This is a genomic window from Luteimonas aquatica, from assembly GCF_022662575.1.
Lineage (GTDB): Bacteria > Pseudomonadota > Gammaproteobacteria > Xanthomonadales > Xanthomonadaceae > Luteimonas > Luteimonas aquatica.
This window is the reverse complement of record NZ_JALBFU010000007.1, coordinates 1-26,671: the sequence shown is the minus strand read 5'-3', so window position 1 is coordinate 26,671 and position 26,671 is coordinate 1. Positions and strand designations below refer to the sequence as shown.

Genomic DNA, 26,671 nt, shown 5'->3' with positions numbered 1-26,671 from the left:
CGGCGCCACCACGTACAATGTCGCGTTGCCAAAAGGGCGCCTGGCGCCCTTTATTTATTTCGGCGATCGGGGGCCGTTTCCCGTGATCCGCTTCCCGCCGCAGCACGCGGCGCGGCGGCGGGGCACCAGGGACGGGCCGCCCGGACGCCGGATCCCCTTTCCGCTTCCGGCCATATTCCAACATGCTCAATCGCCTGCTCACCGGCATCTTCGGCAGCCGCAACGAACGCCTCGTCAAGCAACTCGGCGGCATCGTCAAGAAGGTCAACGCGCTCGAGGCGCAGATGCAGGCGCTGTCGGACGAGCAGCTGCAGGGCAAGACCGCGGAGTTCAGGGAGCGCATCGCCAAGGGCGAGTCGCTGGACAAGCTGCTGCCGGAGGCCTTCGCGGTCTGCCGCGAGGCGAGCCAGCGCGTGCTCGGCATGCGCCACTACGACGTGCAGCTGATCGGCGGCATGGTGCTGCACATGGGCAAGATCGCCGAGATGCGCACCGGCGAGGGCAAGACCCTGGTCGCCACCCTGCCGACCTACCTCAACGCCCTGGAAGGCAAGGGCGTGCACGTGGTCACCGTCAACGACTACCTGGCCCGCCGCGACTCGGCCTGGATGGGCCGTCTGTACAACTGGCTGGGCCTGTCGGTGGGCGTGGTCTACCCGGGCATGCCGCACGGCGACAAGCACGCCGCCTACGGCGCCGACATCACCTACGGCACCAACAACGAGTTCGGCTTCGACTACCTGCGCGACAACATGGCGCTGTCCAAGGACGACCGCTTCCAGCGCGGCCTGCACTACGCCATCGTCGACGAGGTCGACTCGATCCTGATCGACGAGGCGCGCACGCCGCTGATCATCTCCGGCCCCGCCGACGAGTCCCCCGAGCTGTACATCAAGGTCAACCGCGTGGTGCCGTCGCTGACGCGCCAGGAGAAGGAGGACGGCGAGGGCGACTACTGGGTCGACGAGAAGGGCAAGCAGGTGCACCTGTCCGAGGAAGGCCAGGAGCACGCCGAGCAGCTGCTGCGCCAGGCCGGGATCCTCACCGAGGAGGACGGCCTGTACGCGCCGCACAACATCCACGTCGTGCACCACCTCAACGCGGCGATGCGCGCGCACGCGATCTACTCGCGCGACGTCGACTACATCGTGCGCGACGGCGAGGTGATCATCGTCGACGAGTTCACCGGCCGCACCCTGCCGGGACGCCGCTGGTCGGACGGCCTGCATCAGGCGGTGGAGGCGAAGGAAGGCGTGCCGGTACAGCGCGAGAACCAGACGCTGGCCTCGATCACCTTCCAGAACCTGTTCCGCATGTACAAGAAGCTGTCGGGCATGACCGGCACCGCGGACACCGAGGCCTACGAGTTCCAGAGCATCTACGGCCTGGAAGTGATCGTGATCCCGACCCATCGCCCGATGGTGCGCAAGGACCATCCCGACGCCGTGTTCCTCAACCGCGCCGGCAAGTACCGCGCGGTGGCGGCCGAGATCAAGGACTGCTACGAGCGCGGCCAGCCCGTGCTGGTCGGCACCACCTCGATCGAGGTTTCGGAAATGCTGTCCGAGCAGCTGCGCAAGGACGGCATCCCGCACGAGGTGCTCAACGCCAAGCAGCACGAGCGCGAGGCGCACATCGTCGCCCAGGCCGGCCGCCCCAAGGCGGTGACCATCGCCACCAACATGGCCGGCCGCGGCACCGACATCGTGCTGGGCGGCTCGCTCGAGGCCGAGATCGCCGCGGTCGAGGCCGAGACCGGCGCGCCGCTCGACGAGGCCGCCAAGGCCGAGCTCAAGCGGGCCTGGCAGCAGCGCCACGACGAGGTCAAGGTCGCCGGCGGCCTGCACATCGTCGGCACCGAACGCCACGAATCGCGCCGCATCGACAACCAGCTGCGCGGCCGCTCCGGCCGCCAGGGCGATCCGGGCTCCTCGCGCTTCTACCTCTCGCTCGAAGACAACCTGATGCGCATCTTCGCCGCCGACTGGGTGCAGCGCGTGATGGCGCGCATGGGGCTGAAGGAAGACGACATCATCGAGAGCCCGCTGGTCTCCAAGCAGATCGCCAACGCCCAGCGCAAGGTCGAGGCCCACAACTTCGACATCCGCAAGAACCTGCTCGACTTCGACGACGTCAACAACGACCAGCGCAAGGTCATCTACAAGCAGCGCGACGAGCTGCTGGAGGCCGAGAGCATCAAGGACAACGTCGACGGCATCCGCGGCGACGTGGTCGCCGAGCTGGTCGAGCGCCACGTGCCGCCGAATTCGGTGGACGAGGAGTGGGACCTGCCCGGCCTGGAAAGCACGCTCGCCGCCGAGTTCGGCCAGGACGTGCCGGTGGCCGCGCTGGTCAGGGAAAAGCAGGAGAGCAAGCAGGAGCTCGACGCCGAGGGCATCCAGCAGCACGTGCAGGAGGTCCTCGACCGCCTGTTCGCCGACAAGGAGGCCGCGGTCGGCCCCGAGACGATGCGCATGCTCGAGAAGCACATCATGCTCAACGTGCTCGACCAGAACTGGAAGGAGCACCTGGCGCGCATGGACTACTTGCGCCAGGGCATCCACCTGCGCGGCTACGCGCAGAAGCAGCCCAAGCAGGAGTACAAGAAGGAGGCCTTCGAGCTCTTCAGCGAGATGCTGGAGAAGGTGAAGCGCGAAGTGGTCACCCTGCTGGCGCGCGTGCGCATCCGCACCGAGGAGGAAGTCGCCGCGCTCGAGGCGCAGGAACGCGCGCAGGCCGAGGCCCAGGCGCGGCAGATGCAGTTCCGCCACGCCGACGCCGGCGGCTACGGCGCCGACGAGGAGGCCGCCCAGGCCCAGGCGCAGGCGCAGCTCGCCAACGACGGCATGCCCAAGGTCGGCCGCAACGATCCCTGCCCCTGCGGCAGCGGCAAGAAGTACAAGCACTGCCATGGACAGCTGGCCTGAGCCAGCGCCGGCGCGCCGCCGTCGCGGCGCGCGCATGACGGCGGCCGCGGCCGCGTAGGCCGCCGCCGTGATTTCCGAGGACGCGCCGCGCGTGGAGGTGGTCGCCGGCGTCATTGCCGACGCCGCCGGCCGCATCCTGCTCGCGCGCCGCACCGACGGCCGCGACCTGGCCGGACTGTGGGAATTCCCCGGCGGCAAGCGCGAGCCCGGCGAAAGCGCGGAAGCCGCGCTGATCCGCGAACTCGAGGAAGAGCTCGGCATCCGGGTCGAGCTCGGCGATTCGCTCATCGCCGTGCCGCAGCGCTATCCGCACAAGCGCCTGCGCCTGGACGTGCGCCGCATCGCGCGCTGGCGCGGCAAGCCGCGCGGCGTCGAAGGCCAGGCCCTGGCCTGGGTGCCGCCGGCCAAGCTGCCCGCCTATCCCATGCCGCCCGCCGACCGCCCGGTGGTCGCGGCGCTGCTGCAGCCCGATCGCTACCTGGTCACGCCGCAGCCGGGCGAGAGCGATGCCGAATGGCTCGAGGGCCTGGAGCGTTCGCTGGCCGCAGGCATCGTCCGCGTCCAGCTGCGTCTTCCCGATATTCCCGAGCCGCGCCGGCAGCGCCTGATGCGCGCCGGAGTCGAACGCTGCCGCGCCGCCGCGGCGGAAGTGCTGATCAACGGCGACATCGCGCTGGCCCGCGAACTGGGCGTCGGCGTGCACCTGCGTGCCGCGCAACTGCGCGAATGTATCGCCCGGCCCATCAGGGAGAGCTTGAGCCTGGCAGCTTCCTGCCACGATGAAATGGAGCTTCGTGCTGCTGAAGCGCTTGGTTGTGATTTTGTAGTGCTCGGTCCTGTGAGTCCAACCACTACCCATCCAGGAGTTGAAGGCTTGGGGTGGAGGGGCTTCGAAAAATTGCGTGAAATTACATCATTGCCCATGTATGCAATCGGAGGCTTAGAGCCTGACGATCTCGATATCGCTCGTCTTCATGGCGCTCTAGGCATTGCTTCGATACGCAGTCTGTGGCGCTACACTTACGTGCAGACCCCTCTTTTCTGAAGAACTCTAAATATTCGCAACGCAATCGCCTTGCAAAGCGGATCAGTATGGGATTCAAGAATTATCGCAATTCCACGCAGGCCGCGGATGTCGCCCTGCACAACTGCCAAGGCGAAGTAGTGGGTTGCAATTTCAATCTTTTTCATCTCGCAAGCTGATTCAGCTAGCCATATGGTTGCATCGCTAGATCCAAACAGAGATGCTTTTCGCATCCATTTCACTGCGTTTCGCTTTGATCTCCCTCCTCCTTCGCCTTTCAAAAGCATAGCGGCGAGGTTAAAGGCAGCCTCTGGATGCCCCTGGTTGGCCGCGCACGAATACCAATGGCGAGCTTCTTTCAAGCTCTTATGTGAATCGCTCGCCGTTGCGTAGATGGCAGCAATAGAATACTGAGAATCAGCATTTCCAGATTGAGCTTCATTGAGAAGCTTTTTTATAGAGGGCTTCATTCTGAATTAAATTTTCCCGCCACGTCGTCCGCGGCAGCTTCCTGCCATGCCACTGCAATGTTTTTTCATGCAACCAGGCGGGGTGTTCATATTGGCTGCATCCCATGCGTTGTTCCATGCCTCGTTAACGTCTCTGCCGAGACCCAATCCATAAATGAAATTTGGGCATAGACACTCGCCTTGGGTTCTGCCGCGTCCAGAAACTCCGTTTTGCTCGCCTTTACATTTAATTACGCACCATTTTCCATTGCGGCCGGCTCTGCCATTAGCTCGCCCCCAGTCGCGGGAGGTGGTTCCATCAGAAGCGACAATTCGATCCCATGGATCGGGCTGAGAATAGTGGCGTTGTGGCAGCTGTTCTTCACCGGGGTAAGGAAAATATGATGGCCACCACCACGGACGGCGAACCAGAATTCGATCAAGCCCGAAAGGATCTGCGTAATCTAGCGGATCTCCTTCAACGTAAGAGTAAGTTGAGGGGCCTGCATCCAACCCGATAGGATCGCTTTGTATATATCGACCAATAGAAGGTTCATAATCACGGAAATAATTATAATTTAGATCAGATACGCGATCATAAATCTGCCCTGGAAATCTCATATTTAATTGGAAGATTGCTCCGTCGTTATCGGGATCTTCATTCGGCGGAGTGTCGCCGAATACCTCACTTCTGATATCGGAACTCCAAATCGTATCATTGCGAGATATGTCAATTACTGCTCTTGGCGTGCCAAGGTGATCGGGCTCGAGATAATACAGCGTCTGCGCCCCATCAAATCCTGACATCAAGCCAACAGGAAGATCGTCCAACCAAATCGCTTGCTGAATTGCACGGCCATTGCTGTCGTAATCTCCAAGCCAGCGCCCAGCTTCGTCATAAACGACGTAAATATTGGTGGTATCAAGAGATTTTCGGACCTGCTCACCGCGTCCGTTATAAGTGTAGTTCATGGCAATGACGCCATTGATTCTCACTTGAGAAATTCGATTGGCACCGTTATAGGTGAACTCCTTTGCAGAGCCTCCTATGTTGAGCGTATTGCCGGCGTTGTCATAAGTTCGTGCCGCCCCGCCTACGCCTGTTAGGTGATGACTGTCGCTTGGATAGATATAGTCAGTGGTTCCATTAGTGTTTGTTAATCCGGTACGGTTGCCGCTAGAGTCATAACTGTACTGCTCGATGGGAATTCCAGTTAATCCATCTTGAGTTTCTGTCAGGCGATCTAGAGCATCATATCTATAACGAGCCAGGATTGCGCTCTGGTCGGCGTTGTCCAATTGAATGAGATTTCCAGAAGCATCAAAATTAAAATGTAAAGAAAAGCCGTTCGCGTTACTTGATCTAATTATCATTGGATTATAATTAAGATCGAGAGCGTAGATTAGTCTACGATCATTGCCATAACGCCAACCAGTGACAGGGCCAAAAGGGGAATAGCTAGCTTGATCCAACAACAATTGACGCTCTTGTTGTGGCTTGGTAACCCCGATCTCGGAAATCTGCCCTAGGGAATTACGTACATAATCAACCAATATTCCATCGGGATAGGTAATGCTTTGAATTTTACCTGTCTTTGTATAGGAGTAGCGGATATCAAAAACTTTATCGCCGGTAGTTTGCACTTTTCTGGTGACGCGGTCAAAGCGATCATAGCAGTACTTAGTGCTGCCGCTACCATCAGTAATTTTAGTGATTAAGCCAATCGAGAAATGCTCATCGCCACCGCAGATAGAATTAACGGTGTCATAGGTATAGCTTGTGGCCGATTCGTCACTGAGCTGCGTCGTATGAGCGAGCCGATTCAATGCGTCGTAGCTATATAGACTGGTTATGCCCCGGGCATCCGTTTTCGTTTCGCGATTGCCCGCGCTATCGTATGTGTAGCTATCTAGGCCGGTATCTGGGCTCGATAGGTTCATCAGGTCGCCGAGGCCGTTGTAGGCGTAGGTCGTATTCAGATTTTTTGGATCAGAGATGGCGGATATATTATCTATGCCATCGTAATTGAATCGTGTTTCGGCGTTAATTCCGGAAGTATCTTTTGCTATACGAACAGGCCGATTCAAGTGATCGTGATCGTAATTAGTTATGTAGCCGCGAGGATCGATTACAGTATCTATGCCTCCAATCGAATCGTAGCTAAGATTTGTTGAGTTATCGTAGGCATCTTTAATCGTCAGAAGCTGATTCAAGCTATTATAAGTGTTGGACATTGTTCTTCTGATTATTCCTGCTGGATCTTTTGTGTTCTCTTTGATCCGATTGCCAGCAGCGTCAAGCTCGTACTGTATTGTGTTTCCGCTGTTGTCAGCAATTCCGATTAAGCGGTGTGCGGAATCGTAAGAATAAGAGATGAACGAACCGTCCGGCTGAATGATTTTTTTAATCATCCCGGCGGGCCAATACTCGAAGCGGGAAATTTGATCATCCGATTCCGAGGCTGGATCGGCGCCTCGCGCGATGTGAGTCAAAAGCCAGCCGCGCGTAGAGTACTCGTAGTCTGCGATCGCCCCATTAGGGGCCTTGATGGACAATGGGCGTCCTGCACCGTCGTAACGCAGAGTTTCAGTGACATGTCCTAGAGCATCCGTCGTCTTTTTAAGGTCGCCTTTGCGATAACTGCAAGTGGTTGGCGCGATGGCGCAATCGGTCGCGTCGTCGGGGTAATAGGTGTAGTTGGTGACATCTGTCAAATCGGTGCGTGGGCCGTCGATGGAGACCACAAGGCCAGCAATCGGACAAATACCCGCAGTGACGTCTGCCGCCTGGCAATAGGTCGTCCGAGTTTGACGGACTCCTAGAGGTGCGTTGGACTGCGAGCCACAAGCATATGCTGGCGTATTGGGAACAGCGGGATCCACGAGACAATTGGCGATTTCTTGCCCGTTCGTGTCGTAGTTCCATAGCTCAATCTGTTGTAGGGTTTGCACGCCGTTTTTCAGGGCATAATGCTCCCTGCGTGTAAGGCGATTCGCGCTGTCGCGAGTTAGCACCGTCTTGCGTTCCGATGGCGTGCCGGTGGCCTCCGTTATGCTGGATTGATAGGCAGGCTGATAAGTAAAGCTGGTGGTCGCCCCATTTGCGTAGGTGCGGGTCTTGACGCGACCGTCTGTTTCATAGGTGTTGGCGATGGCGTCTGGGCCGCCAACGACGCTCAGTGGCCGCCGATAGACGCCAGGTTGAAGCGTGTACGTGCGCTCGCCACCAGTGGGTGTGGTAACGGTGACCTTGTCTGCCGTATCGTAAGTCAGTGTGGTTTGCTCAACATAGCCGTTGGGCCCATGGAGCTGGCTAGATTTGATGCGCCCGTAACCATCGTAGCTAAATGTTGCATAGCGTTGCTCGTTATCACTAATTCCCGTCAAGTGATTCTTGAATATTGTTCCAGACAGTCCATTTTCATGATATGAGTAATGCCTTACTCCGCCATCCGCATGACTCACGGATATAAGATTGCTGTCTTCGTCGTAACCATAGCTGATGGCTGTACCATCGGGTAGAACTATTCTCGATATGATATTTTGATTTTTATACTCAAATGATATCGATCTATTATTTCGATCCGTTACTTTGTCGAGCAAATAATCATCCGAATTAGTATCGATGTATGAAAGAGCTACATCGTTCTGTGGGGATTGGGTATTGCTAATGCTAATTAGCCTTCCTTTGGCATCGAAATCTTTGGTCTCCCCTTCGATAGATTTGATTCTATATTTCGTGTTCCCGCTGTTATTCAATACAAAGAGAATGCGGTCTGGAGAATTTTTTAATCGATATTTTGAGCTTCCCAGTGATAAGAATGAATCATAATAACCATCAGAGGTCCTGAGCCAGGATGGTGATAGATTTGGCTGGTAATAAAGTTTTTCGGAGTAGGTGTGAGTCCACCCCGCCGGAAATCCGGATATGTCCGCAAACTGCTTAAGAGAATGGTAGAAGCGTGTAAACGAATGACCCGCGAAATTAAAATCGATTTCGGATCGTGATTTGTCGCCGGTTGCTGGGTGGCATGGATTGTTGTTCGCAGGACATGAATCGACTTGCTTTACTTTTCCAACAATTGTCGGAAACGGGCCCATTGCTTTACATAGATACGGCCACTCTATGACAGGCTTTTGTCCAGGCTTATAGGCAGGGTTGTATCCAATGATTGGCGAGAACCCCGCGGCACAAGAAAATAGCGTTAGCTTATTTATTTGCTTTGCATTAGTAGTGCTGGGTTCGTTTGGGCAGCTAACATCATATTCATAACGCCGCCCGTAGTTTCCATAGTTGTCAAGATTGTCCGGAACAAAATGATGCAAATAGGCCTCATTTTGTTGTGGGTTATAAGTTTGCGTGAATGGGTCGCCATGGGAGCCAATAATTCGATATGGCCCAACGATGCATGAGGGCGAGGTCCTTCGGATTTCATTAGCTGCGAGTGTATAAGATCGCTCTACTGCCTCCGACTCATCGGCGCATCGAATTGGATCCCACTCACTAGGAGCGCAGCCAAGATAGTCCGCCCAGCTTCCAGGAGAGAATGCGGGTGGATAGAGAGTCTCGGGTGGTTGGTCTCTGACGTTGTACTTGAAGGTGATACTGGCCGAAGAATCGGATTGATTGGAAATCGTCGATTCCTTTAGATAAAGGAGGTCTCCATAAACGGATTCTTCGCGCATTTTTGCTTCGGCTTGCGCGAGCGATTCAAAGCACTGGCTGCCATAACAGAATGCTTTTTCTTCGATATATTCGGCCTCGGCTGGCCAGATGACAGAAGCGAACACAACAAGCAGTAATGGCGAGACCTTCAGCCAACGGATTGGGCGATTCCAAAGAGTGCTGATCCGCGAGCTTTCTAAGTCGTGCTGTCGTGATGCAAAAGTTGAAGACAGAAGCATTGCACTTCTCCCCTAGGATGTTGGCTGCTCGCATTCGAGTTGACCAACTCCTTTCATTTGAAGGCGTCTCAGTCCTTGGAGTCAATAGGAAATGACTGAAGCACTTCCAACATCATCATGAATACGTCAAGCGCTGGCCAGACGTCGATAATTGGCATGGAACATGGCAACTTGTGCGGCTAACGCAATCAAATCGCCGTCATTGACGACGATGTCGTCCGCAATGGCCAGGCGCTGCATTCGAGTGGCTTGTGCCGAAATCATCTTGGTGGCTAAGGCGTCGTCGATCCCGTCGCGCTGCAGCAGGCGCGCATGCTGGACAGCGGTCGCCACGTCGACGACGAGGATGCGCTGCAGCCAGGGGTAGGCCTGCCGCCCGCCGCCTTCGGCGAGCAGGGGGATCGCGGCGACCGCGTAGGGACCCTCGGCGGCGGCGCAGGCGGCCTGCAGCGCGGCGCGCACGCGCGGATGGACGATGGCTTCCAGACGCCGGCGCGCAGCGTCGTCGGCGAAGACGCGGCGGCGCATCGCGGCGCGGTCGAGGGCGCCGTCGGCGCCGAGCACGTCCCGGCCGAAGGCGGCGACGACCTCGGCGAGCCCCGCACTGCCGGCCGCGACGGCCTCGCGTGCGGCGACGTCGGCGTCGGCCACGACGATGCCCAGCGCTTCGAAGCGCCGCGAAACTTCGGTCTTGCCGGAGGCGATGCCGCCGGTCAGCCCCACCACGAAATCGGCCATGGCGGCATTCTCGCCAGAATCGGGCGGGGAGGGTAGCGCGCCGGCTGTCTCCCGCGCCATGCAGCGGGCCGCCGGCGGACGCGAGCGGTCAGCCCTTCACGTAGCCCATGTAGGCGTCGATGATGGGCTCGCCCCACATGAAGACGATCCAGCCGGCGATGGCCAGGTACGGCCCGAAGGGGATCGGCGTGGCGCGATCGCGGCCCTTGGCGGCCAGCCAGATCGAGCCGATCACGGCGCCGACCAGGGAGGAGAGCAGGATCGTGGGCAGGATGCCCTTCAATCCCACCCAGGCGCCGATGGCGGCCAGCAGCTTGAAGTCGCCGTGCCCCATGCCTTCCTTGCCGGTGATCTGCTTGAACAGCCACCACACCGTCCACAGGCTGAGATAGCCGATGATCGCGCCGACCAGCGCCGGTTTGGCGGGGATGTAGAGGTTGTCGATGCTGCCGATCAGGCCCAGCCACATCAGCGGCAGGGTGAGCTGGTCGGGCAGGAGCTGCGTGCGCAGGTCGATGCCGGTCAGCGCGACCAGGAAGCAGGTCAGCAGGATCGCGCCGAAGCCCTGCCAGCCGAAGCCCCACTGCCAGACGCAGGCCAGCACCAGCAGCATGGTCAGCAGCTCCACCAGCGGATACTGCGGCGAGATCGGCGTCTTGCAGCTGCGGCAGCGGCCGCGCAGGAACAGGTAGCTGAAAACCGGGATGTTCTCGTACCAGGATAGCTGGTGTCCGCAATGCGGGCAGTGCGAGCGTTCCACCACGATGCCCGGCGGCGGCGGGTCGTAGAGCTCCGGTTCGCCGAGGATCTCGCGGCTGTCGGACTTCCACTGCCATTCCAGCCGCCTGGGCAGGCGCAGGATCACCACGTTGAGGAAGCTGCCCAGCGCCAGTCCCAGGCAGGCCGCGGCGGGATAGCCGAGTGCGGGGTTTTGGTCGAGGAATGCCATCAGAGGGTTCGAAAGGAGGCCGTGGTCGGCGCCCGCCGAGGCGGGAATCCAGGGACTTTAAGGGGCTGGGTGGGAAATGTCACTGAGGTGGCGCGGTGCCGGGCTGGATGCCGAAAAGGTCCAGGTGATGCTGGATCGTTTGCGGCCGCCGCCGATCGCGCGGCATTTCGAGCTTCGGATCGTCCACCCCGGCCCCGCGAAGCACGCGGGGCGTTCGTCCAAGGCGCGCGGCAGTGCCGCGCAAGCGCCTTGGCCTCACCCCACCACCGAGGCCAGCTTGAAGATGGGCAGGTACATGCCGATCACCAGGCCGCCGACCACGATGCCGATGAAGACCATGATCAGCGGCTCGATCAGGCTGGCCAGGGCGTCCACGGCGTTGTTGACTTCCTGCTCGAAGAACTCGGCCACCTTGAACAGCATGGTGTCGAGCGCGCCGGCCTCCTCGCCGATGGCGGTCATCTGCGTGACCATGTGCGGAAACAGGTTGGTCTGCTTCATCGCCATGTTGACCTGGTAGCCCACGGCGACGTCGTCGCGCATGCGCAGCACCGCCTTCTCGTAGACGGTGTTGCCGGTGGCGCCGGCCACCGACTCCAGCGCCTCCACCAGCGGCACGCCGGCCTTGAAGGTCACCGCCAGGGTGCGCGCGAAACGGGCGATGGCGCTGTTGTGCATGATCTGCCCGATCACCGGCACCTTGAGGACGGCGCGGTCGACGGCGTGCTGGAAGGCGGGAGATCGATTGAAGGCGTAGATGGCCGCGCCGATGCCGCCCGCGACGATGATCAGCATCAGCCACCACCAGCTCACCATGAAATTGGAGATCGCGATGATCAGCTGGGTGAAGGCGGGCAGTTCCGCGCCGAAGCTCTGGAATACTTCCTCGAAGGTCGGCACGACGTAGATCAGCAGGATCGCGCTGACGATCAGCGCCACCGCGATCACCATCGCCGGATAGAACAGCGCCTTCTTGATCTTGCCCTTGAGGGCTTCCAGGTTTTCCTTGTAGGTGGCGATGGTCTCGAGCACCGTCTCCAGCACGCCCGAGGATTCGCCGGCCCGGACAAGATTGCGGTACAGCTCGTCGAACTGCACCGGATGCTTGGCCATCGCCTCGTGGATCGAGGAGCCGTTCTCGATGTCCGAACGAAGGCTGTTCACCATCGCCTGCATTTTCGGGTTCTTGTTGCCGCTGCCGATGATTTCCAGGGACTGCACGATCGGCACGCCCGATTTCATCATGGTGGCGATCTGGCGGCTGAAGATCGCGATGTCCTTGGGCTTGATCTTGCTGCCGGTGCCGCCGAACAGCGGCTTGGTCTTGGGCTTGACGACGGTCGGCGTGATGCCCTGGCGGCGCAGCTCGGCGCGCAGCAGGTTGGCGCTCTTGGAGGCCTGCTCGCCCTTCATCTTGACGCCGCGCTTGTCGGTGCCCTGCCAGACGAAGGTGTTGAGGTTGACGCCCTGGCGCGCGGGCGCATTGGTCTTGGCGACGCTACGAGTAACAGCCATGCTTGTTTTTCCCCTGGTCCGGCGTCCGTGCGCTGGATTCAATATTGCCCATGGTAACGGGTTGCGGCCGCGATTGACGGACGCGAATGTGACGGCGGGCATGGATTGGCACGATCATTGACGCGACGCGTTGCCCCCGTGTGACGCAATCGGTCAGTCCTTGGTGACCCGGTTGATCTCGGACAGGCTGGTCATGCCCGCCTTGACCTTGTCCAGGGCCGAGCGGCGCAGGTCGCGCACGCCGGAGGCCTTTGCCGCCTCGGCGATCTGCAGCGCGCTGCCGCCCTGCAGCACGATGGTCTGGATCTCCTCGCTCATCGGCATCACCTGGTAGATGCCCACGCGCCCCTTGTAGCCTTCGGTGCATTCGTCGCAGCCGGCGGCTTCGTAGAGCTCGAATCCGTGCTGGATCTCGGCGTCGGTGAAGCCCTCGGCGAGCAGGGCGTGCCCGGGCAGCTCGATCGGGCGCTTGCAGTGGTTGCACAGTCGCCGCGCCAGGCGCTGGGCGATGACCAGCGTGACCGAACTGGTGATGTTGTAGGGCGCCACGCCCATGTTCATCAGGCGCGCGATGGTCTGCGGCGCGTCGTTGGTGTGCAGGGTGGACAGCACCATGTGGCCGGTCTGCGCCGCCTTGACGGCGATCTCGGCGGTTTCCAGGTCGCGGATCTCGCCGACCATGATCACGTCCGGATCCTGGCGCAGGAAGCTGCGCAGCGCGGCGGCGAAGGTCATGCCGCGCTTGATGTTCATCTGCACCTGGTTGATGCCGGGCACGCGGATTTCCACCGGGTCCTCGACGGTGGAGATGTTGCGCTGCTCGTCGTTGAGCAGGTTGAGCGCGGTGTACAGCGATACCGTTTTGCCCGAGCCGGTGGGGCCGGTGACCAGCACCATGCCGTAGGGCTTGCTGACGGCGTCGACGAACAGCTGCTTCTGCTCCGGCTCGTAGCCGAGCTTGTCGATACCGAGCTTGACCGCGCCGCCGTCGAGGATGCGCAGCACCACCTTTTCGCCGAACAGCGTAGGCAGCGTGCTGACGCGGAAGTCGATCTGCCGGGTCTTGCTGATGCGCAGCTTGATGCGGCCGTCCTGCGGCACGCGCTTCTCGGCGATGTCGAGCTGCGCCATCACCTTCAGGCGCGCGGTGATGCGGGGGTTGAGCTTGATCGGGATCTTGGTGACCTGCTTGAGCAGGCCGTCGATGCGCAGGCGGACGCGGTAGTCGGTCTCGTAGGGCTCGAAGTGCACGTCGGAGGCGCCGCGGCGAATCGCGTCGATCAGCACCTTGTTGACGAACTTGACCACCGGGGCGTCGTCGCCCTTGGCGTCGACGCTGGCGTCGGCATTGAGGTCGTCGTCGCCGACGATGTCCAGTGGCCCGGTGTTGTCGCTGTCGCCGAGCGCGTCGGCGAGCGTGTCGCTGCTCTCCAGCCAGCGCTCCATGGTCCGCCGCAGCGTGTCCTCGTCGACCAGGATCGGCTCGACGGTGAGGTTGGTGTGGAACTTGATCTCGTCCAGCGCGTGGTGGTCGCTGGGATCGGCCGTGCCGACGAAGAGCCTGGAGCCGCGCTTGAACAGCGGCAGCACGCCGTGCTTGTGCAGCAGGTCCTCCCGGACCAGGCGGATGGCGTGCTGGCTCTCGTCCATCGTGGACGGATCGAAGAGCGGCATGCCGAACTCGATGGAATTCGCCGCCGCCATTTGCGCCGTGGAGACGAGCTTGTTTTCCCGCAAATAGGTTGCGATTTGCTTGCGCTCGCGCGTCGCGGTGTCTAGCGCGTTACGCGCAACTGCCTCGTCCAACACGCCATCCAGCACAAGCCGTCGAGCAATTCCCGTGATGCCCACAAGATTCGCTGTAGGAACTGCGCTCATACCCCTCATCCTCCCATTCTCCCCATCGGGACTTTACCGCAGTTACGCATTGAGGAGGGGGCTGTAACGAAGAAACCCCGCCAGGCGGCGGGGTTTCTTCTGACTGCACTATCAGGCTTATTACGCCGTTACTGGATCGTCCCCACCGGGCAGCCCGACGGAGCGAACTTGTCTTCCACGTCGGTCGCGCAAACCCAGGAACCCTCGTCGTTACGGGCCCATTGCACCTGCTTGGCGCCGCCCGTGGTCAGCTTGGTCGAAGCGCTATGGCCGAACTCGGCGGTAACGGTCGCAGTGTTGTCGTCATTGATCACGACCTGCGGAACGCCCTGGACGGTGGCGTCGATGGTTTCACCCGACTGGGCGGCGCCCGTCAGGATGCTGGAGCCCGTGGCACCGATCTGGCAATTGCCGTCGGCGGCACCCACAGTCGTCTTGCCGTTGTTCATGCAGTCTTCGACGACAGTCTTCAGCGAGCCAGCCTCACCCATGGCGCGGGTGACCTGCGAACGCGCGACGTAGTTCTGGTACTGCGGAATCGCGATCGCGGCCAGGATGGCGATGATCGCCACGACGATCATCAGTTCGATCAGGGTAAAGCCCTGTTGCTTCTTCATGCGTGTATTCCCCTCAGTAATTGGTGGTTTGGAAGCTTCACATGCTGCATGCGCTGCGTTCCCGTCCCTAGGTCGGCCGGTCACATGGCACGTGCGATGGAGGGTAAGCATGAGGCGTGCCAACTCGGTTTCGAGACGTGGCCCAATCGCTATCTGTCAGAGCAGTCACGGAAAACGGTCCGACAGGCTTTGTCACTAATGACGCGATGCGTCATCCGCGAAAACCGAAAGTGACGTTTTTTGCCAAATTGGATCGTGGCAATCCGGGTCAATTGTGATCGTCGTCAAGGACCACGCGATTTATCGCCGGTTTCTTCGCCGGCGGCCCGATCCTCGTCCCGTGGCTAGTCGATGCCGAGCTTTTTCAGCTTGTAGCGCAGCGCGCGGAAACTGATGCCGAGCGCGGCCGCGGCCTTGGTCTTGTTGTAGCGGTTTTCCTGCAGTGCCTGCTGGATGGCGGCGCGCTCGATCTCCTCGATGTAGGAGGGCAGGGCGCTGCTGGCGGTATCGCGCGGACTGAGCGTGCGGGGATCGGGCGCCGTCGCCGCGCCGCCGCCCGCGGGGCCGGTGGCCGGCACTGCGGGCGAAGGCGACGGCGCGACGGGCAGCCGCAGGTCGGCGGCGTGGATGACGTCGTCGTCGGCCAGGGCGAGGGCGCGTTCGAGGATGTTCTCCAGCTCGCGCACGTTGCCGGGGAAGGCGTACTCCTCCAGCGCCGACAGCGCGCTGTCGGAGAGCTTGGGCGCCGGCCGCTGCATGGCCTGGGCCAGGCGCTGCAGGATGGCCTGCGAGAGCAGCGACAGGTCGCCGCCGCGCTCGCGCAGCGGCGGCACGTGCAGCTCGATGACGTTGATGCGGTAGTAGAGGTCGTGGCGGAAGCGGCCCTCGGAGACCAAAGTGGCGAGGTCCTTGTGGGTGGCCGAGAGCAGGCGCACATCCACCTGCACCTCGGCGGAGGCGCCGACCGGGCGCACGGTCTTTTCCTGGATCGCGCGCAGCAGCTTGACCTGCATCGACAGCGGCAGCTCGGCGACCTCGTCCAGGAACAGGGTGCCGCCGTCGGCGGCCTGGAACAGGCCCGGCTTGTCGGCGTAGGCGCCGGTGAAGCTGCCCTTCTTGTGGCCGAAGAACTCGCTCTCCATCAGCTCGGCCGGGATCGCGCCGCAGTTGACCGGCACGAACGGCCCGCCGGCGCGCGCGCCCTGGGCGTGGATGGTGCGGGCGACCAGTTCCTTGCCGGTGCCCGATTCGCCGGTGATGTGCACCGGCGCCTGGCTGCGGGCGACCTTGGCGATGGTCTGGCGCAGGCCGACCATGGCGTCGGAGTTGCCGAGCAGGCGGCTGCTGTCCTCCGGCTGCGCGCGGCGCTGCCGGTTGAGGTCGAGCGCCTGGCGCACCAGCCCGCGCAGGACGTTGATGTCCACCGGCTTGCTGACGAAGTCGAAGGCCCCGGCCTTGAGCGCCTCGACGGCGGCCTCGACGTTGCCGTAGGCGGTGATCATCGCCACCGGGGTGTTGGGGAAGCGGGTGCTGATCTCCCCGACCAGCTCCAGTCCGGAGCCGTCGGGCAGGCGCATGTCGGTCAGGCACAGGTCGTAGCTGACGGTGGACAGCATCTCGCGGGCGACGCCGAGCGTGGGCGCGGTGTCGGTGCGCAGCCCCATGCGCCCGAGGGTCAGTACGAGCAGCTCGCGGATATCGTGCTCGTCGTCGACGATCAGGACGCTGCGGGTCTCACTCATGCGCACACCTTATATATGCAAGGCCAGGTGACCAATTGCGGCGATTTTATGCTTTTGTGCGCCGGCCCGTGCAGGGTGCGCGAGTCGGGCGCGTGATCCGGCGGGGCCGAACGACGGGACTAAAGCGGCAGCACCGCGTCCGGACCGGGCAGGGTGATGCGGAAGCAGGCGCCGCCGGCCGGCACCGCGACGTAATCCAGGCTGGCCCCGTTGGCGTGGCAGAGCTCGCGGGCGATGTACAGGCCCAGGCCGGTGCCGTGCTCGGAGGTGGTGAAGAAGGGGCGGAACAATTGTGCGACCACGGTCTCGGGAATGCCCGGGCCGCGGTCGAGCACTTCGAGCACGGGCATGTTGCCGCGCGCCTCCACGCGCACGATCACGCGCGCCGGCGCGTCCGGGGTGCGGCCGTAGCGCAAGGCGTTCTGGACCAGGATGGTGAGCACCTGCTGCAGGTGGCGCGGGTCGACCAGGGCCGGCTGCCGGCCGGACGCGCTGCTCATCGACAGGCCGTCGGCGTCCGGAGGCGAGCCGAGGCGGAACTCCTCCAGGAACCGGCGCACGAACTGGACCAGGTCCAGGTGCTCGGGATGGGCGCGCTCGCGGCGCGCGAGGCCGAGCACGCTCTCGACGATGCCGTTGGTGCGCAGGCACTGCTGGTGGACGATGTCGAGCAGGCGGCGGTCGGCGGCGCTGATGTCCTGCGATTCCTGCAGCAGCTGGGTGGCGTAGCTGATGGCCGCGAGCGGGTTGCGGATCTCGTGGGCGAGGCTGGCGGAGAAGCGGCCCATGGCGGCGAGGGTCAGCGACTCGGCGCGGCGCGAGACCATCGAGGCGTCGTCCAGGAAGACCAGCGTGGTCTCGCCCTTGGCCAGCAGCCGCGCGAACCGCGGCAGCACCTCGATGCGCTCCTCGCCGATCTGCAGCGGCGTGTCGTCGGTTTCGCCGCTGCGCTGCCAGGCCTGCACGCGCGCGGCCAGTTCCGGCGCCATCGCGCGCAGGTTGCGCGGCTTCTGCGCGGTCTGCTCCTCGCGGGTCTCGCCGAGCAGCAGCAGGGCCGCCTCGTTGGCCAGGCGGATGTAGCCGCCGCCGTCCACCAACAGCACGCCGATGCGCATGCGGCGGATGATCAGGCCGTTGACCTCGGACAGGTTGGCGGCCTCGGCGCCGCGCTGCTCGGCCAGCTCCTGGCTTTCGCGCAGCTGGCGGCCGAGCAGGTTGCTGATGGTGGCAATGGCGAAGAAGCTCACCGAGAACATCAGCACTTCCGCCAGCGGGCGGTCGTAGGCGTCCGGGCTGAGGCTGTTCCACAGGTATTCGCCGATCAGCGCCAGCACCGCGACGGCGGCCACCGCCAGGCCCAGCTCGATGCGCACCAGCAGCGCGGCGGCACCGACGTTGAACATCAGCATCATCGCCACCCCGGAGCCGGCGCCGGGCAGGGCATGGGTGATCAGCGCGGCCACCGCGATGTCGATCACCGCCCCGACCAGCGCCTGGCCGCGCGGCGAGGCCGCCGAGTAGCGGGCATAGAGCACCAGCACCAGGGCCATCGGGGCGTAGGCGAAGGCCACCGACTCGGCGAGCAGGGCATCGCGCGGCGCGCCGATGAAGGCCCCGGCCGGGCTGAAGACCATCAGCGCCAGCAGCGAGGCCTCGAGCAGGCGGTACAGCGCGAACAGGTACAGTTCGCGGCCGAGCGCACTGGGTGAGGGGCGGCGCTTAGGCAATGCCATCTCGGCATTGCCTGCCGCCTCGAGCGCCTGGCCAGGGAAGGCCGGGCCGGGGGTTCCGGAGCGGGTGTGGTTGCGCCATGGACGGCATCATACAAATTCCCCGGCCCGCCACCCCCTCGGGGGCGCCTGTACGCCCTTTTTCGCGAGCATGCAATTTTGCCCGCGGCCCCCCCATCGGCGAGAATAGCCGGCCCCGTCCGCATCCCATGGCTGCTCCGGCAGCGCCGCGCTGCGGGCGGATCGTTCCCCACGACCGGACCCCACATGAATTTCCACGAATACCAGGCGAAGCAGTTGTTTGCCGATTACGGCATTGCAGTCCCGGCCGGGCGCGTCGCGCGCACGCCGGAAGAGGCGGTGGACGCCGCCAAGGCCATCGGCGGCGATTTCTGGGTGGTGAAGGCGCAGATCCACGCCGGCGGCCGCGGCAAGGCCGGCGGCGTCAAGCTCGCCAAGACCCTCGACGAGGTGCGCGAGTACGCCAAGGGCATGCTCGGCACGAAGATGGCGACCTACCAGTCGGCCGGCGTCGCGCTGCCGGTGGACACGGTGCTGGTCACCCAGGCCACCGACATCGCCAAGGAGCTCTACCTCTCCGTGCTGGTGGACCGCGGCACGCAGTCGGTGACCTTCATCGCCTCGGCCGACGGCGGCGTGGAGATCGAGAAGACCGCCGAGGAGAATCCCGACGCGATCCAGACCCTGCACGTGAACTTCGTCCAGGGCCTGCAGCCCTACCAGTGCCGCGACCTCGGCTTCGCGCTCGGCCTCAACGCCAAGCAGGTCAACCAGCTGACCAAGATCATGCTCGGCCTGTACAAGCTGTTCAACGAGAAGGACCTGGCGCTGGTCGAGCTCAACCCGCTGGCGATCCTCACCAACGGCGACCTCGCCGTGCTCGACGGCAAGATCAACTCCGACGACAACGCGGCCTTCCGCCATCCCGAGCTGGTGGCGATGCGCGACATCCGCCAGGAGGACGAGACCGAGGTGCGCGCCAGCCAGTACGACCTCAACTACGTCACCATGGACGGCAACATCGGCTGCATGGTCAACGGCGCCGGCCTGGCGATGGCGACCATGGACGTGATCAAGTTGAACGGCGGCGAGCCGGCCAACTTCCTCGACGTCGGCGGCGGCGCCACCAAGGAGCGCGTGACCGAGGCGTTCAAGCTGATCCTGTCCTCCGACGACGTGAAGGCGATCTTCGTCAACATCTTCGGCGGCATCGTCCGCTGCGACATGATCGCCGAGGGCATCATCGCCGCGGTGAAGGAAGTCGACGTCAAGGTGCCGGTGGTGGTGCGCCTGGAAGGCACCAACGTGGAGGAGGGCAAGGCCCTGCTCGCCGGCAGCGGCCTGGCGATCACGCCGGCCGACGACATCAACGACGGCGCCAAGAAAGCGGTCGAGGCCGCCAAGAAGGCCGCCTGACCCCACACACCACTGAAAGCCCTTCTCCCGCTTGCGGGAGAAGGTGCCCGCGGGGCGGATGAGGGTGCTTTCGGCGACAAGCGAAAAGCCACCCTCGCCCCAACCCCTCTCCCGCCAGCGGGAGAGGGGCTAAACACTAAGGAATCCGAATTCCATGAGCGTTCTGATCAACAAAAACACCAAGGTCATCGTGCAGGGCTTTACCGGCCAGCAGGGCACCTTCCACGCCGAGCAGATGCTCGAGTACGGCACCAAGGTCGTCGGCGGCGTGACCCCCGGCAAGGGCGGCACCGAGCACCTCGGCCTGCCGGTGTTCAACACCGTCGCCGAAGCCGTGTCCGAGACCGGCGCCGACGCCTCGGTCATCTACGTGCCGCCGCCGTTCGCGGCCGACGCGATCCTGGAAGCGGCCGACGCCGGCATCAAGGTCATCGTCTGCATCACCGAAGGCATTCCGGTGCTGGACATGCTGCGCGTGAAGAACACGCTGAAGGGCTACGAGGACGTGGTCCTGGTCGGCCCCAACTGCCCCGGCGTGATCACCCCGGGCGAATGCAAGATCGGCATCATGCCGGGCCACATCCACAAGCCGGGCAAGGTGGGCATCGTCTCGCGCTCGGGTACGCTGACCTATGAAGCGGTCAAGCAGACCACCGACGCCGGCCTCGGCCAGAGCACCTGCATCGGCATCGGCGGCGACCCGATCAACGGCACCAACTTCATCCAGGCGCTCAAGCTGTTCCAGGACGATCCGCAGACCGAGGGCATCATCCTGGTCGGCGAGATCGGCGGCTCGGCCGAGGAAGACGCGGCCGAGTTCATCAGCGAGTACGTCACCAAGCCGGTGGTGGGCTTCATCGCCGGCGCCTCGGCGCCGAAGGGCAAGCGCATGGGCCATGCCGGCGCCATCGCCTCCGGCGGCGCCGGCACCGCCGAGGGCAAGTTCGCCGCGCTGGAGAAGGCGGGCGTGACCACGGTGAAGTCGCCGGGCGACCTGGGCGCGGCGATCGCCAAGCGCCTGGCGGGCTGAGAGCGGCCCTCACCCCAACCCCTCTCCCGCTTGCGGGAGAGGGGCTCTAGATCCTGACAGCATGGGGCTGAGAGCGGCCCTCACCCCAACCCCTCTCCCGCGAGCGGGAGAGGGGCTCTAGATCCTGACGGCATGGGGCTGAGAGCGCGGCCCTCACCCCAACCCCTCTCCCGCAGGCGGGAGAGGGGCTCTAGATCCTGACGGCATGGGGCTGAGAGCGGCCCTCGCCCCAACCCCTCTCCCGCAAGCGGGAGAGGGGCTCTAGATTCTGACGGCATGGGGTTGAGACGGCGTCCCGTTCTTGGCCCCTCTCCCGCTTGCGGGAGAGGGGTTGGGGGTGAGGGCACGGCTTTCCCCTACAGACATGCCAGCTTCCATCTTGCATCCTGCCTCTCGCGTACTTCAGAGGCGCAAGGATGCGCGACGGCCAGAAAATACGATTTGCGCGCCATCTGCGCCGGTCCATGACCGAGGCCGAGACCCACCTCTGGTTCCATCTGCGCAATCGCAGCTTCATGGGCCACAAGTTCCGCCGCCAGCATCCGCTCGACCGTTACATCGTCGATTTCGCCTGCGTGGAAGCGCGCCTGATCGTGGAACTGGACGGCGGCCAGCACGCAAGCTTGCTGGATGACAACCACCGTACCCAGGTTCTGCAGGGAATGGGCTACCGCGTGCTCCGTTTCTGGAACAATGACGTCTTCCTGCATCGCGACGATGTGCTTGCGGCGATCCTGGATGCCCTGCACGCGCAGGGTGCCCTCACCCCAACCCCTCTCCCGCAGGCGGGAGAGGCGCTCTAGACGGAGTTCCGGTTCGTCATGACCCTGCGTATCGCATTGGCCCAGTTCGACTTCCCCGTCGGCGACGTCGCCGGCAACGCCGAGCGCATCGCGGCGATGATCGCCGAGGCGCGCGATGCGCACGGCGCCGACCTGGTGCTGTTCCCGGAGATCGCCATCAGCGGCTATCCGCCCGAGGACCTGCTGCTGCGGCCCTCGTTCCTGGCCGACTGCGAGGCGGCCCTGCGGCGCGTGGCGGCGGCCACGCACGGCATCGTCGCGGTGGTCGGCTGGCCGGAGTCGGCCGGCAGCGTGGTCTACAACGCCGCCAGCGTGCTGCGCGAGGGGCGGGTGGAGGCCACCTACCGCAAGCGCGAGCTGCCCAACTACAACGTCTTCGACGAACGCCGCTACTTCAGCGTCGATCCCGACGGCGGCGCCTGCGTGTTCGAGGTCGAGGGCCGCGCCTCCGGCGAGCGCGTCAGCGTCGGCCTGGTGATCTGCGAGGACATGTGGTTCGCCGAGCCCCTGGCCGACACCGTGCGCGCCGGCGCGCAGCTGGTGCTGGTGCCCAACGCCTCGCCGTTCGAGCGCGACAAGCACGCGCAGCGCGACGCGCTGCTGGAGACGCGCGTGGCCGAGACGCGCGCGGCCGACGGCCTGGGCGTGGCGGTGGCCTATCTCAACGTGGTCGGCGGCCAGGACGCGCTGGTCTTCGACGGCGCCTCGGTGCTGGCCGACGGCGACGGCTTCATCCATCCGGCCGCGCGCGCCTTCGAGGACCACTGGCTGGTGGCCGACTACGCCCCGGATACGCGCAAGTTCACGCCGGTGTCGTGGCCGGCGGAAAGCGACGAGGGGCGCGACGCGCTGGCCTGGCGCGCCATCGTGCGCGGTACCCGCGACTACTGCCGCAAGAATGGGTTCGACAAGGCCTGGCTGGGGCTTTCCGGCGGCATCGACTCGTCGCTGGTGCTGGCGATCGCCGTCGACGCCCTGGGCGCGGACAACGTCACCGCGGTGCGCATGCCCTCGCGCTACACGGCCGGGCTGTCCAACGATCTCGCGGTCGAGCAATGCCGCACGCTGGGCGTGCGCCTGCTGGCGCTGCCCATCGAGAAGCCGTTTCAGGGCTTTCTCGACACGCTGTCGGAGGCCTTCCAGGGGCGCGCGGTCGACACCACCGAGGAAAACCTGCAGTCGCGCACGCGCGGCGCGCTGCTGATGGCCATGTCCAACAAGTTCGGCGGGCTGCTGCTGACCACCGGCAACAAGAGCGAGTACGCGGTCGGCTACGCCACGATCTACGGCGACATGTGCGGCGGCTACGCGCCGATCAAGGACCTGTACAAGACCGAGGTGTTCGCGCTGGCGAAATGGCGCAACGCGGTGGCCGGGGCGCCGGTGATCCCGCCGGAGGTGATCGCGCGCCCGCCCTCGGCGGAACTGCGCGAGAACCAGAAGGACCAGGATTCGCTGCCGCCCTACGACGTGCTCGACGCGATCCTGCTGCGCTACGTCGACCAGGAGCAGTCGCGCGACGAGATCGTCGCCGCCGGGTTCGACGCCGCCACCGTCGACCGCGTGCTGCGCCTGGTGCGCACCAGCGAGTGGAAGCGGCACCAGGCCGCGCCCGGGCCGAAGGTCTCGCGCCGCGCCTTCGGGCGCGAGCGGCGCTATCCGATCAGCAACCGCTACCCGGCCTGAGGCGGCTGCGCGGGCCGCATGCGAAAACGCCGCCTTGCGGCGGCGTTCTGCGCGTCGATCCTGGCCGGGATCAGTGCTTGTCCTTCTTCTCGTTGTCCAGCGCCGACTTCTCGCCGGCGAAGGGATTGAGCTTGCGGATGGTCCAGGGATAGTTCGGCCAGTCGCCCTTGAGGTAGGCGTGCTGCGGATCGTTCATCTCCAGCACGCGGCGGGCGTCGTCGGCCAGCTGCTTGTTGCCCAGGCGGGTGTAGGCCTCGGCGAGCAGGGCCACCGCGTCGTTCTGGTACTCGCTCTGCGGATAGGTTTCCAGCAGGAACTTGGCGCGGTTGGCCGCGCCCACATACGCGCCGCGGCGCAGGTAGTACAGCGCCACGTCCATGTCATGGCGGGCGAACAGGTTGCGCAGCGCCACCATGCGCTGGCGCGCGTCGGCGGCGTAGCGGCTGTTGGGATAGCGGTCGGTGACGATGGTGAAGTCGTTGTAGGCCTGGAACGGCGTGGCCAGGTCGCGGCGGCTGGCGTCCAGCGACCAGACCCGCTGCAGGAAGACGGTGTCGCGGTTGGAGTTCACCAGGCCGCGCAGGTAGTACAGGTAGGCCGCGTTGCGATGGGTCGGGTAGGTGCGCAGGAAGCGGTCGATCGAGGAGATGGCCTCCTCGTTGTTGCCCTGCTTGAACTGCGCGTAGGCGGTCTCCATCAGCGCCTGCTCGGTGTAGGGACCGTACGGGTACTGGGCGATCAGGCGGCGGTAGGTGTTGGCCGCGCCGTCCCAGTTGCCGCGCTCCATGGAGGCGTGGCCCTTCTCGAAGATCTGCTCGACGGGCTGGCCTTCCAGCGCGTCCTTGTCCTTCTTGAACATGCCCTTGACCCGCGAGCAGCCGGAGACGGCGAAAACGGCCAGCATCAGCAGGACCAGGATGTGGCGCGGGGCGGGCAGGCGTTGGGTCATGGCGGATTGCTATGTGAGAACGGGATTGGGCAGCACAGGCACGAAGGTCGGATAATAACAGCCCGTGCTCGCCGGCCGCCGCCGGCGCCTGAACCGGACCCGTCCATCTCATGCCTCCCCAGCTCGACGCCCCTGACGCCCCCGCCCTCCGTTCCGCGCAGGTCCCCGATACGGCGGCCGGACGCCGCTTCGACGCGGTGCTGGCCGAGCTGTTCCCGGAATTCTCGCGTTCGCGGCTGGCCGCCTGGATCAAGACGGGCGACGCCCGCCTGGACGGCGAGGCGGCGCGCCCGCGCGATCCGGTGCGCGGCGGCGAGACGGTGACGCTCTCGGCGGTGCTCGATACCCGCACCGGGGATGCGCCCGAGGACATCCCGCTGCAGGTGCTGTACGAGGATGCCGAGGTGTTCGTGCTGGACAAGCCGGCCGGGCTGGTGGTGCATCCCGGCGCCGGCCAGCCGGCGGGGACCCTGGTCAACGCGCTGCTGCACCGCGATCCCGGGCTGGCGGCGCTGCCGCGCGCGGGCATCGTGCACCGGCTCGACAAGGACACCTCGGGGGTGATGGTGGTGGCGCGCACGCTGCCGGCGCATACCGCGCTGGTCGCGCAGCTGTCCGCGCGCGAAGTACATCGCCAGTACCTGGCCATCGTGGTCGGTGCCCTGGTCAGCGGCGGCACCGCCAACGCGGCGATCGACCGCCACCCGCGCGACCGCCTGCGCATGGCGGTGCGCGAGGACGGCCGCGAGGCGATCACCCATTACCGGCTGCACGAGCGCTATCGCATGCATACCGCGCTCGAATGCCGGCTGGAGACCGGGCGCACGCACCAGATCCGCGTGCACATGGCGCACCTGAAGCACCCGATCGTCGGCGATCCGCTCTACGGCGGACCGCTGCGCCTGCCCAAGGGCGCCTCCGACGCGCTCGCGGCGGCGCTGCGGGGCTTCAAGCGCCAGGCGCTGCATGCGCAGACCCTCGAATTCCGCCATCCGCGCAGCGGCGAGCCGGTGCGCTGCGTCGCGCCGGTGCCCGAGGACATGCGCACGCTGATGCACCTGCTGCGCGAGGACGCCGCCGCGCACGCGCAGGCCGCGCGGCGATGAGCGCAGGCGGCCTGCTCGCGGCGGATTGGCGGGTGCCGGCGAACGTGCGCGCCTTCACCACGCTGCGCGACGGCCCGGGCGTCTCGCTGGCGCCGTTCGACCGCTTCAATCTCGGCAACCGCACGGCCGCCGACGGCGACGATCCGGGCGCGGTGGAGCGCAACCGGCGGGCGCTGGCGGAGGCCGGCGCGCTGCCGTCCGCGCCGCGCTGGCTGCGCCAGGTGCACGGCACGCGCGTGGCCGCCGAGCCCGGCGCCGACGAGCCCGAGGCCGACGCGGCGGTGACCGCCGTCCCCGGCAACGTGCTCGCCATCCTGACCGCCGATTGCCTGCCGGTGGCGTTCGCCGCCGTCTCCGGGAATGAGGCGGTGGCGGTCGGCGCGGCGCATGCCGGCTGGCGCGGCCTGGCGGGCGGGGTGCTGGAGAACACGGTGGCGGCGATGGACGCGCGCGCGCAGGACGTGATCGCCTGGCTCGGGCCCGCGGCCGGTCCGCAGGCCTACGAGATCGGCGAGGAGGTCTTCGAGGCCTTCGTCTCGCAGGACGCGCGCGCCGAGGCGGCGTTCGCGTCGACCCGGCCCGGGCATTGGCGCGTGGACCTGTACGCGCTGGCGCGGCAGCGGCTGCGGGCGGTCGGGGTGGAGCGGGTCCATGGCGGCGGGTTGTGCACGATCTCCGATGCGGCGCGCTTTTATTCGCATCGGCGGGATCGGCGGACTGGGCGGATGGCGACGCTGGTGTGGATGGATTGATTCGGGGGTGGCCCCCGCCATTTCCGAAGATGCTTGGAGTCCTTCGCATCCTGGTGAAGCTGTCATGCGCGGTTGATTTTTGATCTTGGGGTTGGTNGAACGCGCCGGACCAGCTGGGCGATACCACGACGCTGGCCGACCCGGCGGTGGTGGATGCCTTGGTGAAGAATCGTCGCGTGCCGAACGAATGATGCCTGGGCGGCTCGGGATGCGCGCGACTGCACAAAGTTTCGTCATCCCGGCGCAAGCTGGGACCCATTTTGATCTTCGCTGTTGTTCTTTAAGAGCAGAGCGTTTCGTCCGCTGGCGCGGCCGAGTTCATTTCTTTTGCTGGCCCAAAAGAAACGAACCAAAGAAAACGGCCTTCCCCGACGAAGCACTCCCATTGCTTCGTTGCTATCGGGATTTTTCGACTCGCCCTCCTGGCTCGGTCG

19 protein-coding genes are annotated in these 26,671 nt (G+C 64.1%); 8 read left to right on the top strand and 11 right to left on the bottom strand.

Annotation, left to right across the window (positions count from 1 at the left end; genetic code table 11):
• Nucleotides 1-182 precede the first annotated feature (182 nt).
• Both secA and MD221_RS13135 read left to right on the top strand, forming a co-directional pair.
• Entirely contained in the window at nucleotides 183-2,927 is a 2,745-nt protein-coding gene (secA, locus tag MD221_RS13140; RefSeq protein WP_242112273.1) for a preprotein translocase subunit SecA, read from the top strand.
• Between the two features lie 70 nt (nucleotides 2,928-2,997).
• Complete coding sequence (locus MD221_RS13135; RefSeq protein ID WP_242112342.1) at nucleotides 2,998-3,972, top strand: Nudix family hydrolase; 975 nt, start codon at nucleotides 2,998-3,000, stop codon at nucleotides 3,970-3,972.
• On the opposite strand, the gene MD221_RS13130 is transcribed toward MD221_RS13135, so the two are convergent.
• From MD221_RS13130 to MD221_RS13090, 9 genes are all read right to left on the bottom strand, one after another.
• Nucleotides 3,948-4,421 (bottom strand): tetratricopeptide repeat protein, encoded by a 474-nt coding sequence (locus MD221_RS13130; protein WP_242112272.1) that lies wholly within the window; start codon nucleotides 4,419-4,421, stop codon nucleotides 3,948-3,950. The two genes, MD221_RS13135 and MD221_RS13130, sit on opposite strands and share 25 nt — an antisense overlap.
• A gap of 6 nt (nucleotides 4,422-4,427) precedes the next feature.
• A complete protein-coding gene (locus tag MD221_RS13125) occupies nucleotides 4,428-9,305 on the bottom strand; it encodes an RHS repeat-associated core domain-containing protein (protein WP_242112271.1) in 4,878 nt (1,625 codons plus the stop codon).
• Between the two features lie 126 nt (nucleotides 9,306-9,431).
• Entirely contained in the window at nucleotides 9,432-10,043 is a 612-nt protein-coding gene (coaE, locus tag MD221_RS13120) for a dephospho-CoA kinase (protein WP_242112270.1), read from the bottom strand.
• A gap of 88 nt (nucleotides 10,044-10,131) precedes the next feature.
• Nucleotides 10,132-10,992, bottom strand: a complete 861-nt coding sequence (locus tag MD221_RS13115; protein ID WP_242112269.1) for a prepilin peptidase — start codon at nucleotides 10,990-10,992, stop codon at nucleotides 10,132-10,134.
• Nucleotides 10,993-11,247: 255 nt separating this feature from the next.
• Nucleotides 11,248-12,507 (bottom strand): type II secretion system F family protein, encoded by a 1,260-nt coding sequence (locus MD221_RS13110; protein WP_242112268.1) that lies wholly within the window; start codon nucleotides 12,505-12,507, stop codon nucleotides 11,248-11,250.
• A 153-nt stretch (nucleotides 12,508-12,660) separates the two neighbouring features.
• A complete protein-coding gene (pilB, locus tag MD221_RS13105) occupies nucleotides 12,661-14,385 on the bottom strand; it encodes a type IV-A pilus assembly ATPase PilB (RefSeq protein WP_242112267.1) in 1,725 nt (574 codons plus the stop codon).
• Between the two features lie 128 nt (nucleotides 14,386-14,513).
• On the bottom strand, nucleotides 14,514-15,002 hold the full coding sequence (locus MD221_RS13100) for a pilin (RefSeq protein ID WP_242112266.1): 489 nt from the start codon (nucleotides 15,000-15,002) through the stop codon (nucleotides 14,514-14,516).
• 344 nt (nucleotides 15,003-15,346) lie between these two features.
• Entirely contained in the window at nucleotides 15,347-16,744 is a 1,398-nt protein-coding gene (locus tag MD221_RS13095) for a sigma-54-dependent transcriptional regulator (RefSeq protein WP_242112265.1), read from the bottom strand.
• A gap of 119 nt (nucleotides 16,745-16,863) precedes the next feature.
• Nucleotides 16,864-18,477: a sensor histidine kinase gene (locus tag MD221_RS13090; RefSeq protein ID WP_242112263.1), complete on the bottom strand. Its 1,614-nt coding sequence runs from the start codon at nucleotides 18,475-18,477 to the stop codon at nucleotides 16,864-16,866.
• Nucleotides 18,478-18,741: 264 nt separating this feature from the next.
• Here MD221_RS13090 and sucC point away from each other — a divergent pair, with 264 nt between their 5' ends.
• From sucC to MD221_RS13070, 4 genes are all read left to right on the top strand, one after another.
• The gene (sucC, locus tag MD221_RS13085; RefSeq protein WP_242112262.1) at nucleotides 18,742-19,911 is read left to right on the top strand and encodes an ADP-forming succinate--CoA ligase subunit beta; all 1,170 of its coding nucleotides are present in this window, start codon (nucleotides 18,742-18,744) and stop codon (nucleotides 19,909-19,911) included.
• Nucleotides 19,912-20,065: 154 nt separating this feature from the next.
• Nucleotides 20,066-20,941, top strand: a complete 876-nt coding sequence (sucD, locus tag MD221_RS13080) for a succinate--CoA ligase subunit alpha (RefSeq protein ID WP_242112261.1) — start codon at nucleotides 20,066-20,068, stop codon at nucleotides 20,939-20,941.
• A 416-nt stretch (nucleotides 20,942-21,357) separates the two neighbouring features.
• A complete protein-coding gene (locus MD221_RS13075; RefSeq protein WP_242112260.1) occupies nucleotides 21,358-21,744 on the top strand; it encodes an endonuclease domain-containing protein in 387 nt (128 codons plus the stop codon).
• Nucleotides 21,745-21,762: 18 nt separating this feature from the next.
• A complete protein-coding gene (locus MD221_RS13070; protein WP_242112258.1) occupies nucleotides 21,763-23,430 on the top strand; it encodes an NAD+ synthase in 1,668 nt (555 codons plus the stop codon).
• A gap of 70 nt (nucleotides 23,431-23,500) precedes the next feature.
• On the opposite strand, the gene MD221_RS13065 is transcribed toward MD221_RS13070, so the two are convergent.
• Nucleotides 23,501-24,379 carry an outer membrane protein assembly factor BamD gene (locus MD221_RS13065; RefSeq protein WP_242112256.1) on the bottom strand — a complete coding sequence of 293 codons (879 nt, stop codon included), beginning with the start codon at nucleotides 24,377-24,379 and terminating at the stop codon, nucleotides 23,501-23,503.
• Nucleotides 24,380-24,489: 110 nt separating this feature from the next.
• On the opposite strand from MD221_RS13065, the gene rluD reads away from it, so the two are divergent.
• Nucleotides 24,490-25,485 carry a 23S rRNA pseudouridine(1911/1915/1917) synthase RluD gene (gene rluD / locus MD221_RS13060; RefSeq protein ID WP_242112255.1) on the top strand — a complete coding sequence of 332 codons (996 nt, stop codon included), beginning with the start codon at nucleotides 24,490-24,492 and terminating at the stop codon, nucleotides 25,483-25,485.
• On the top strand, nucleotides 25,482-26,237 hold the full coding sequence (gene pgeF, locus MD221_RS13055; protein WP_242112254.1) for a peptidoglycan editing factor PgeF: 756 nt from the start codon (nucleotides 25,482-25,484) through the stop codon (nucleotides 26,235-26,237). The genes rluD and pgeF overlap by 4 nt, the downstream gene beginning before the upstream one ends.
• Nucleotides 26,238-26,470: 233 nt before the next feature.
• On the opposite strand, the gene MD221_RS13050 is transcribed toward pgeF, so the two are convergent.
• Nucleotides 26,471-26,671: hypothetical protein (locus MD221_RS13050; RefSeq protein WP_242112252.1), on the bottom strand; the 201-nt coding region annotated here is incomplete at its 5' end.

Bases quoted from the DNA above. Each gene is read 5' to 3' on its own strand.
- MD221_RS13115 (WP_242112269.1), bottom strand. From the start codon at position 10,992: ATGGCATTCCTCGACCAAAACCCCGCACTCGGCTATCCCGCCGCGGCC.
- MD221_RS13065 (WP_242112256.1), bottom strand. From the start codon at position 24,379: ATGACCCAACGCCTGCCCGCCCCGCGCCACATCCTGGTCCTGCTGATG.
- pgeF (WP_242112254.1), top strand. From the start codon at position 25,482: ATGAGCGCAGGCGGCCTGCTCGCGGCGGATTGGCGGGTGCCGGCGAAC.
- MD221_RS13125 (WP_242112271.1), bottom strand. From the start codon at position 9,305: ATGCTTCTGTCTTCAACTTTTGCATCACGACAGCACGACTTAGAAAGC.
- sucD (WP_242112261.1), top strand. From the start codon at position 20,066: ATGAGCGTTCTGATCAACAAAAACACCAAGGTCATCGTGCAGGGCTTT.
- MD221_RS13100 (WP_242112266.1), bottom strand. From the start codon at position 15,002: ATGAAGAAGCAACAGGGCTTTACCCTGATCGAACTGATGATCGTCGTG.
- rluD (WP_242112255.1), top strand. From the start codon at position 24,490: ATGCCTCCCCAGCTCGACGCCCCTGACGCCCCCGCCCTCCGTTCCGCG.
- MD221_RS13075 (WP_242112260.1), top strand. From the start codon at position 21,358: ATGCGCGACGGCCAGAAAATACGATTTGCGCGCCATCTGCGCCGGTCC.
- coaE (WP_242112270.1), bottom strand. From the start codon at position 10,043: ATGGCCGATTTCGTGGTGGGGCTGACCGGCGGCATCGCCTCCGGCAAG.
- sucC (WP_242112262.1), top strand. From the start codon at position 18,742: ATGAATTTCCACGAATACCAGGCGAAGCAGTTGTTTGCCGATTACGGC.
- secA (WP_242112273.1), top strand. From the start codon at position 183: ATGCTCAATCGCCTGCTCACCGGCATCTTCGGCAGCCGCAACGAACGC.
- MD221_RS13070 (WP_242112258.1), top strand. From the start codon at position 21,763: ATGACCCTGCGTATCGCATTGGCCCAGTTCGACTTCCCCGTCGGCGAC.
- MD221_RS13090 (WP_242112263.1), bottom strand. From the start codon at position 18,477: ATGGCATTGCCTAAGCGCCGCCCCTCACCCAGTGCGCTCGGCCGCGAA.
- MD221_RS13110 (WP_242112268.1), bottom strand. From the start codon at position 12,507: ATGGCTGTTACTCGTAGCGTCGCCAAGACCAATGCGCCCGCGCGCCAG.
- pilB (WP_242112267.1), bottom strand. From the start codon at position 14,385: ATGAGCGCAGTTCCTACAGCGAATCTTGTGGGCATCACGGGAATTGCT.
- MD221_RS13130 (WP_242112272.1), bottom strand. From the start codon at position 4,421: ATGAAGCCCTCTATAAAAAAGCTTCTCAATGAAGCTCAATCTGGAAAT.
- MD221_RS13095 (WP_242112265.1), bottom strand. From the start codon at position 16,744: ATGAGTGAGACCCGCAGCGTCCTGATCGTCGACGACGAGCACGATATC.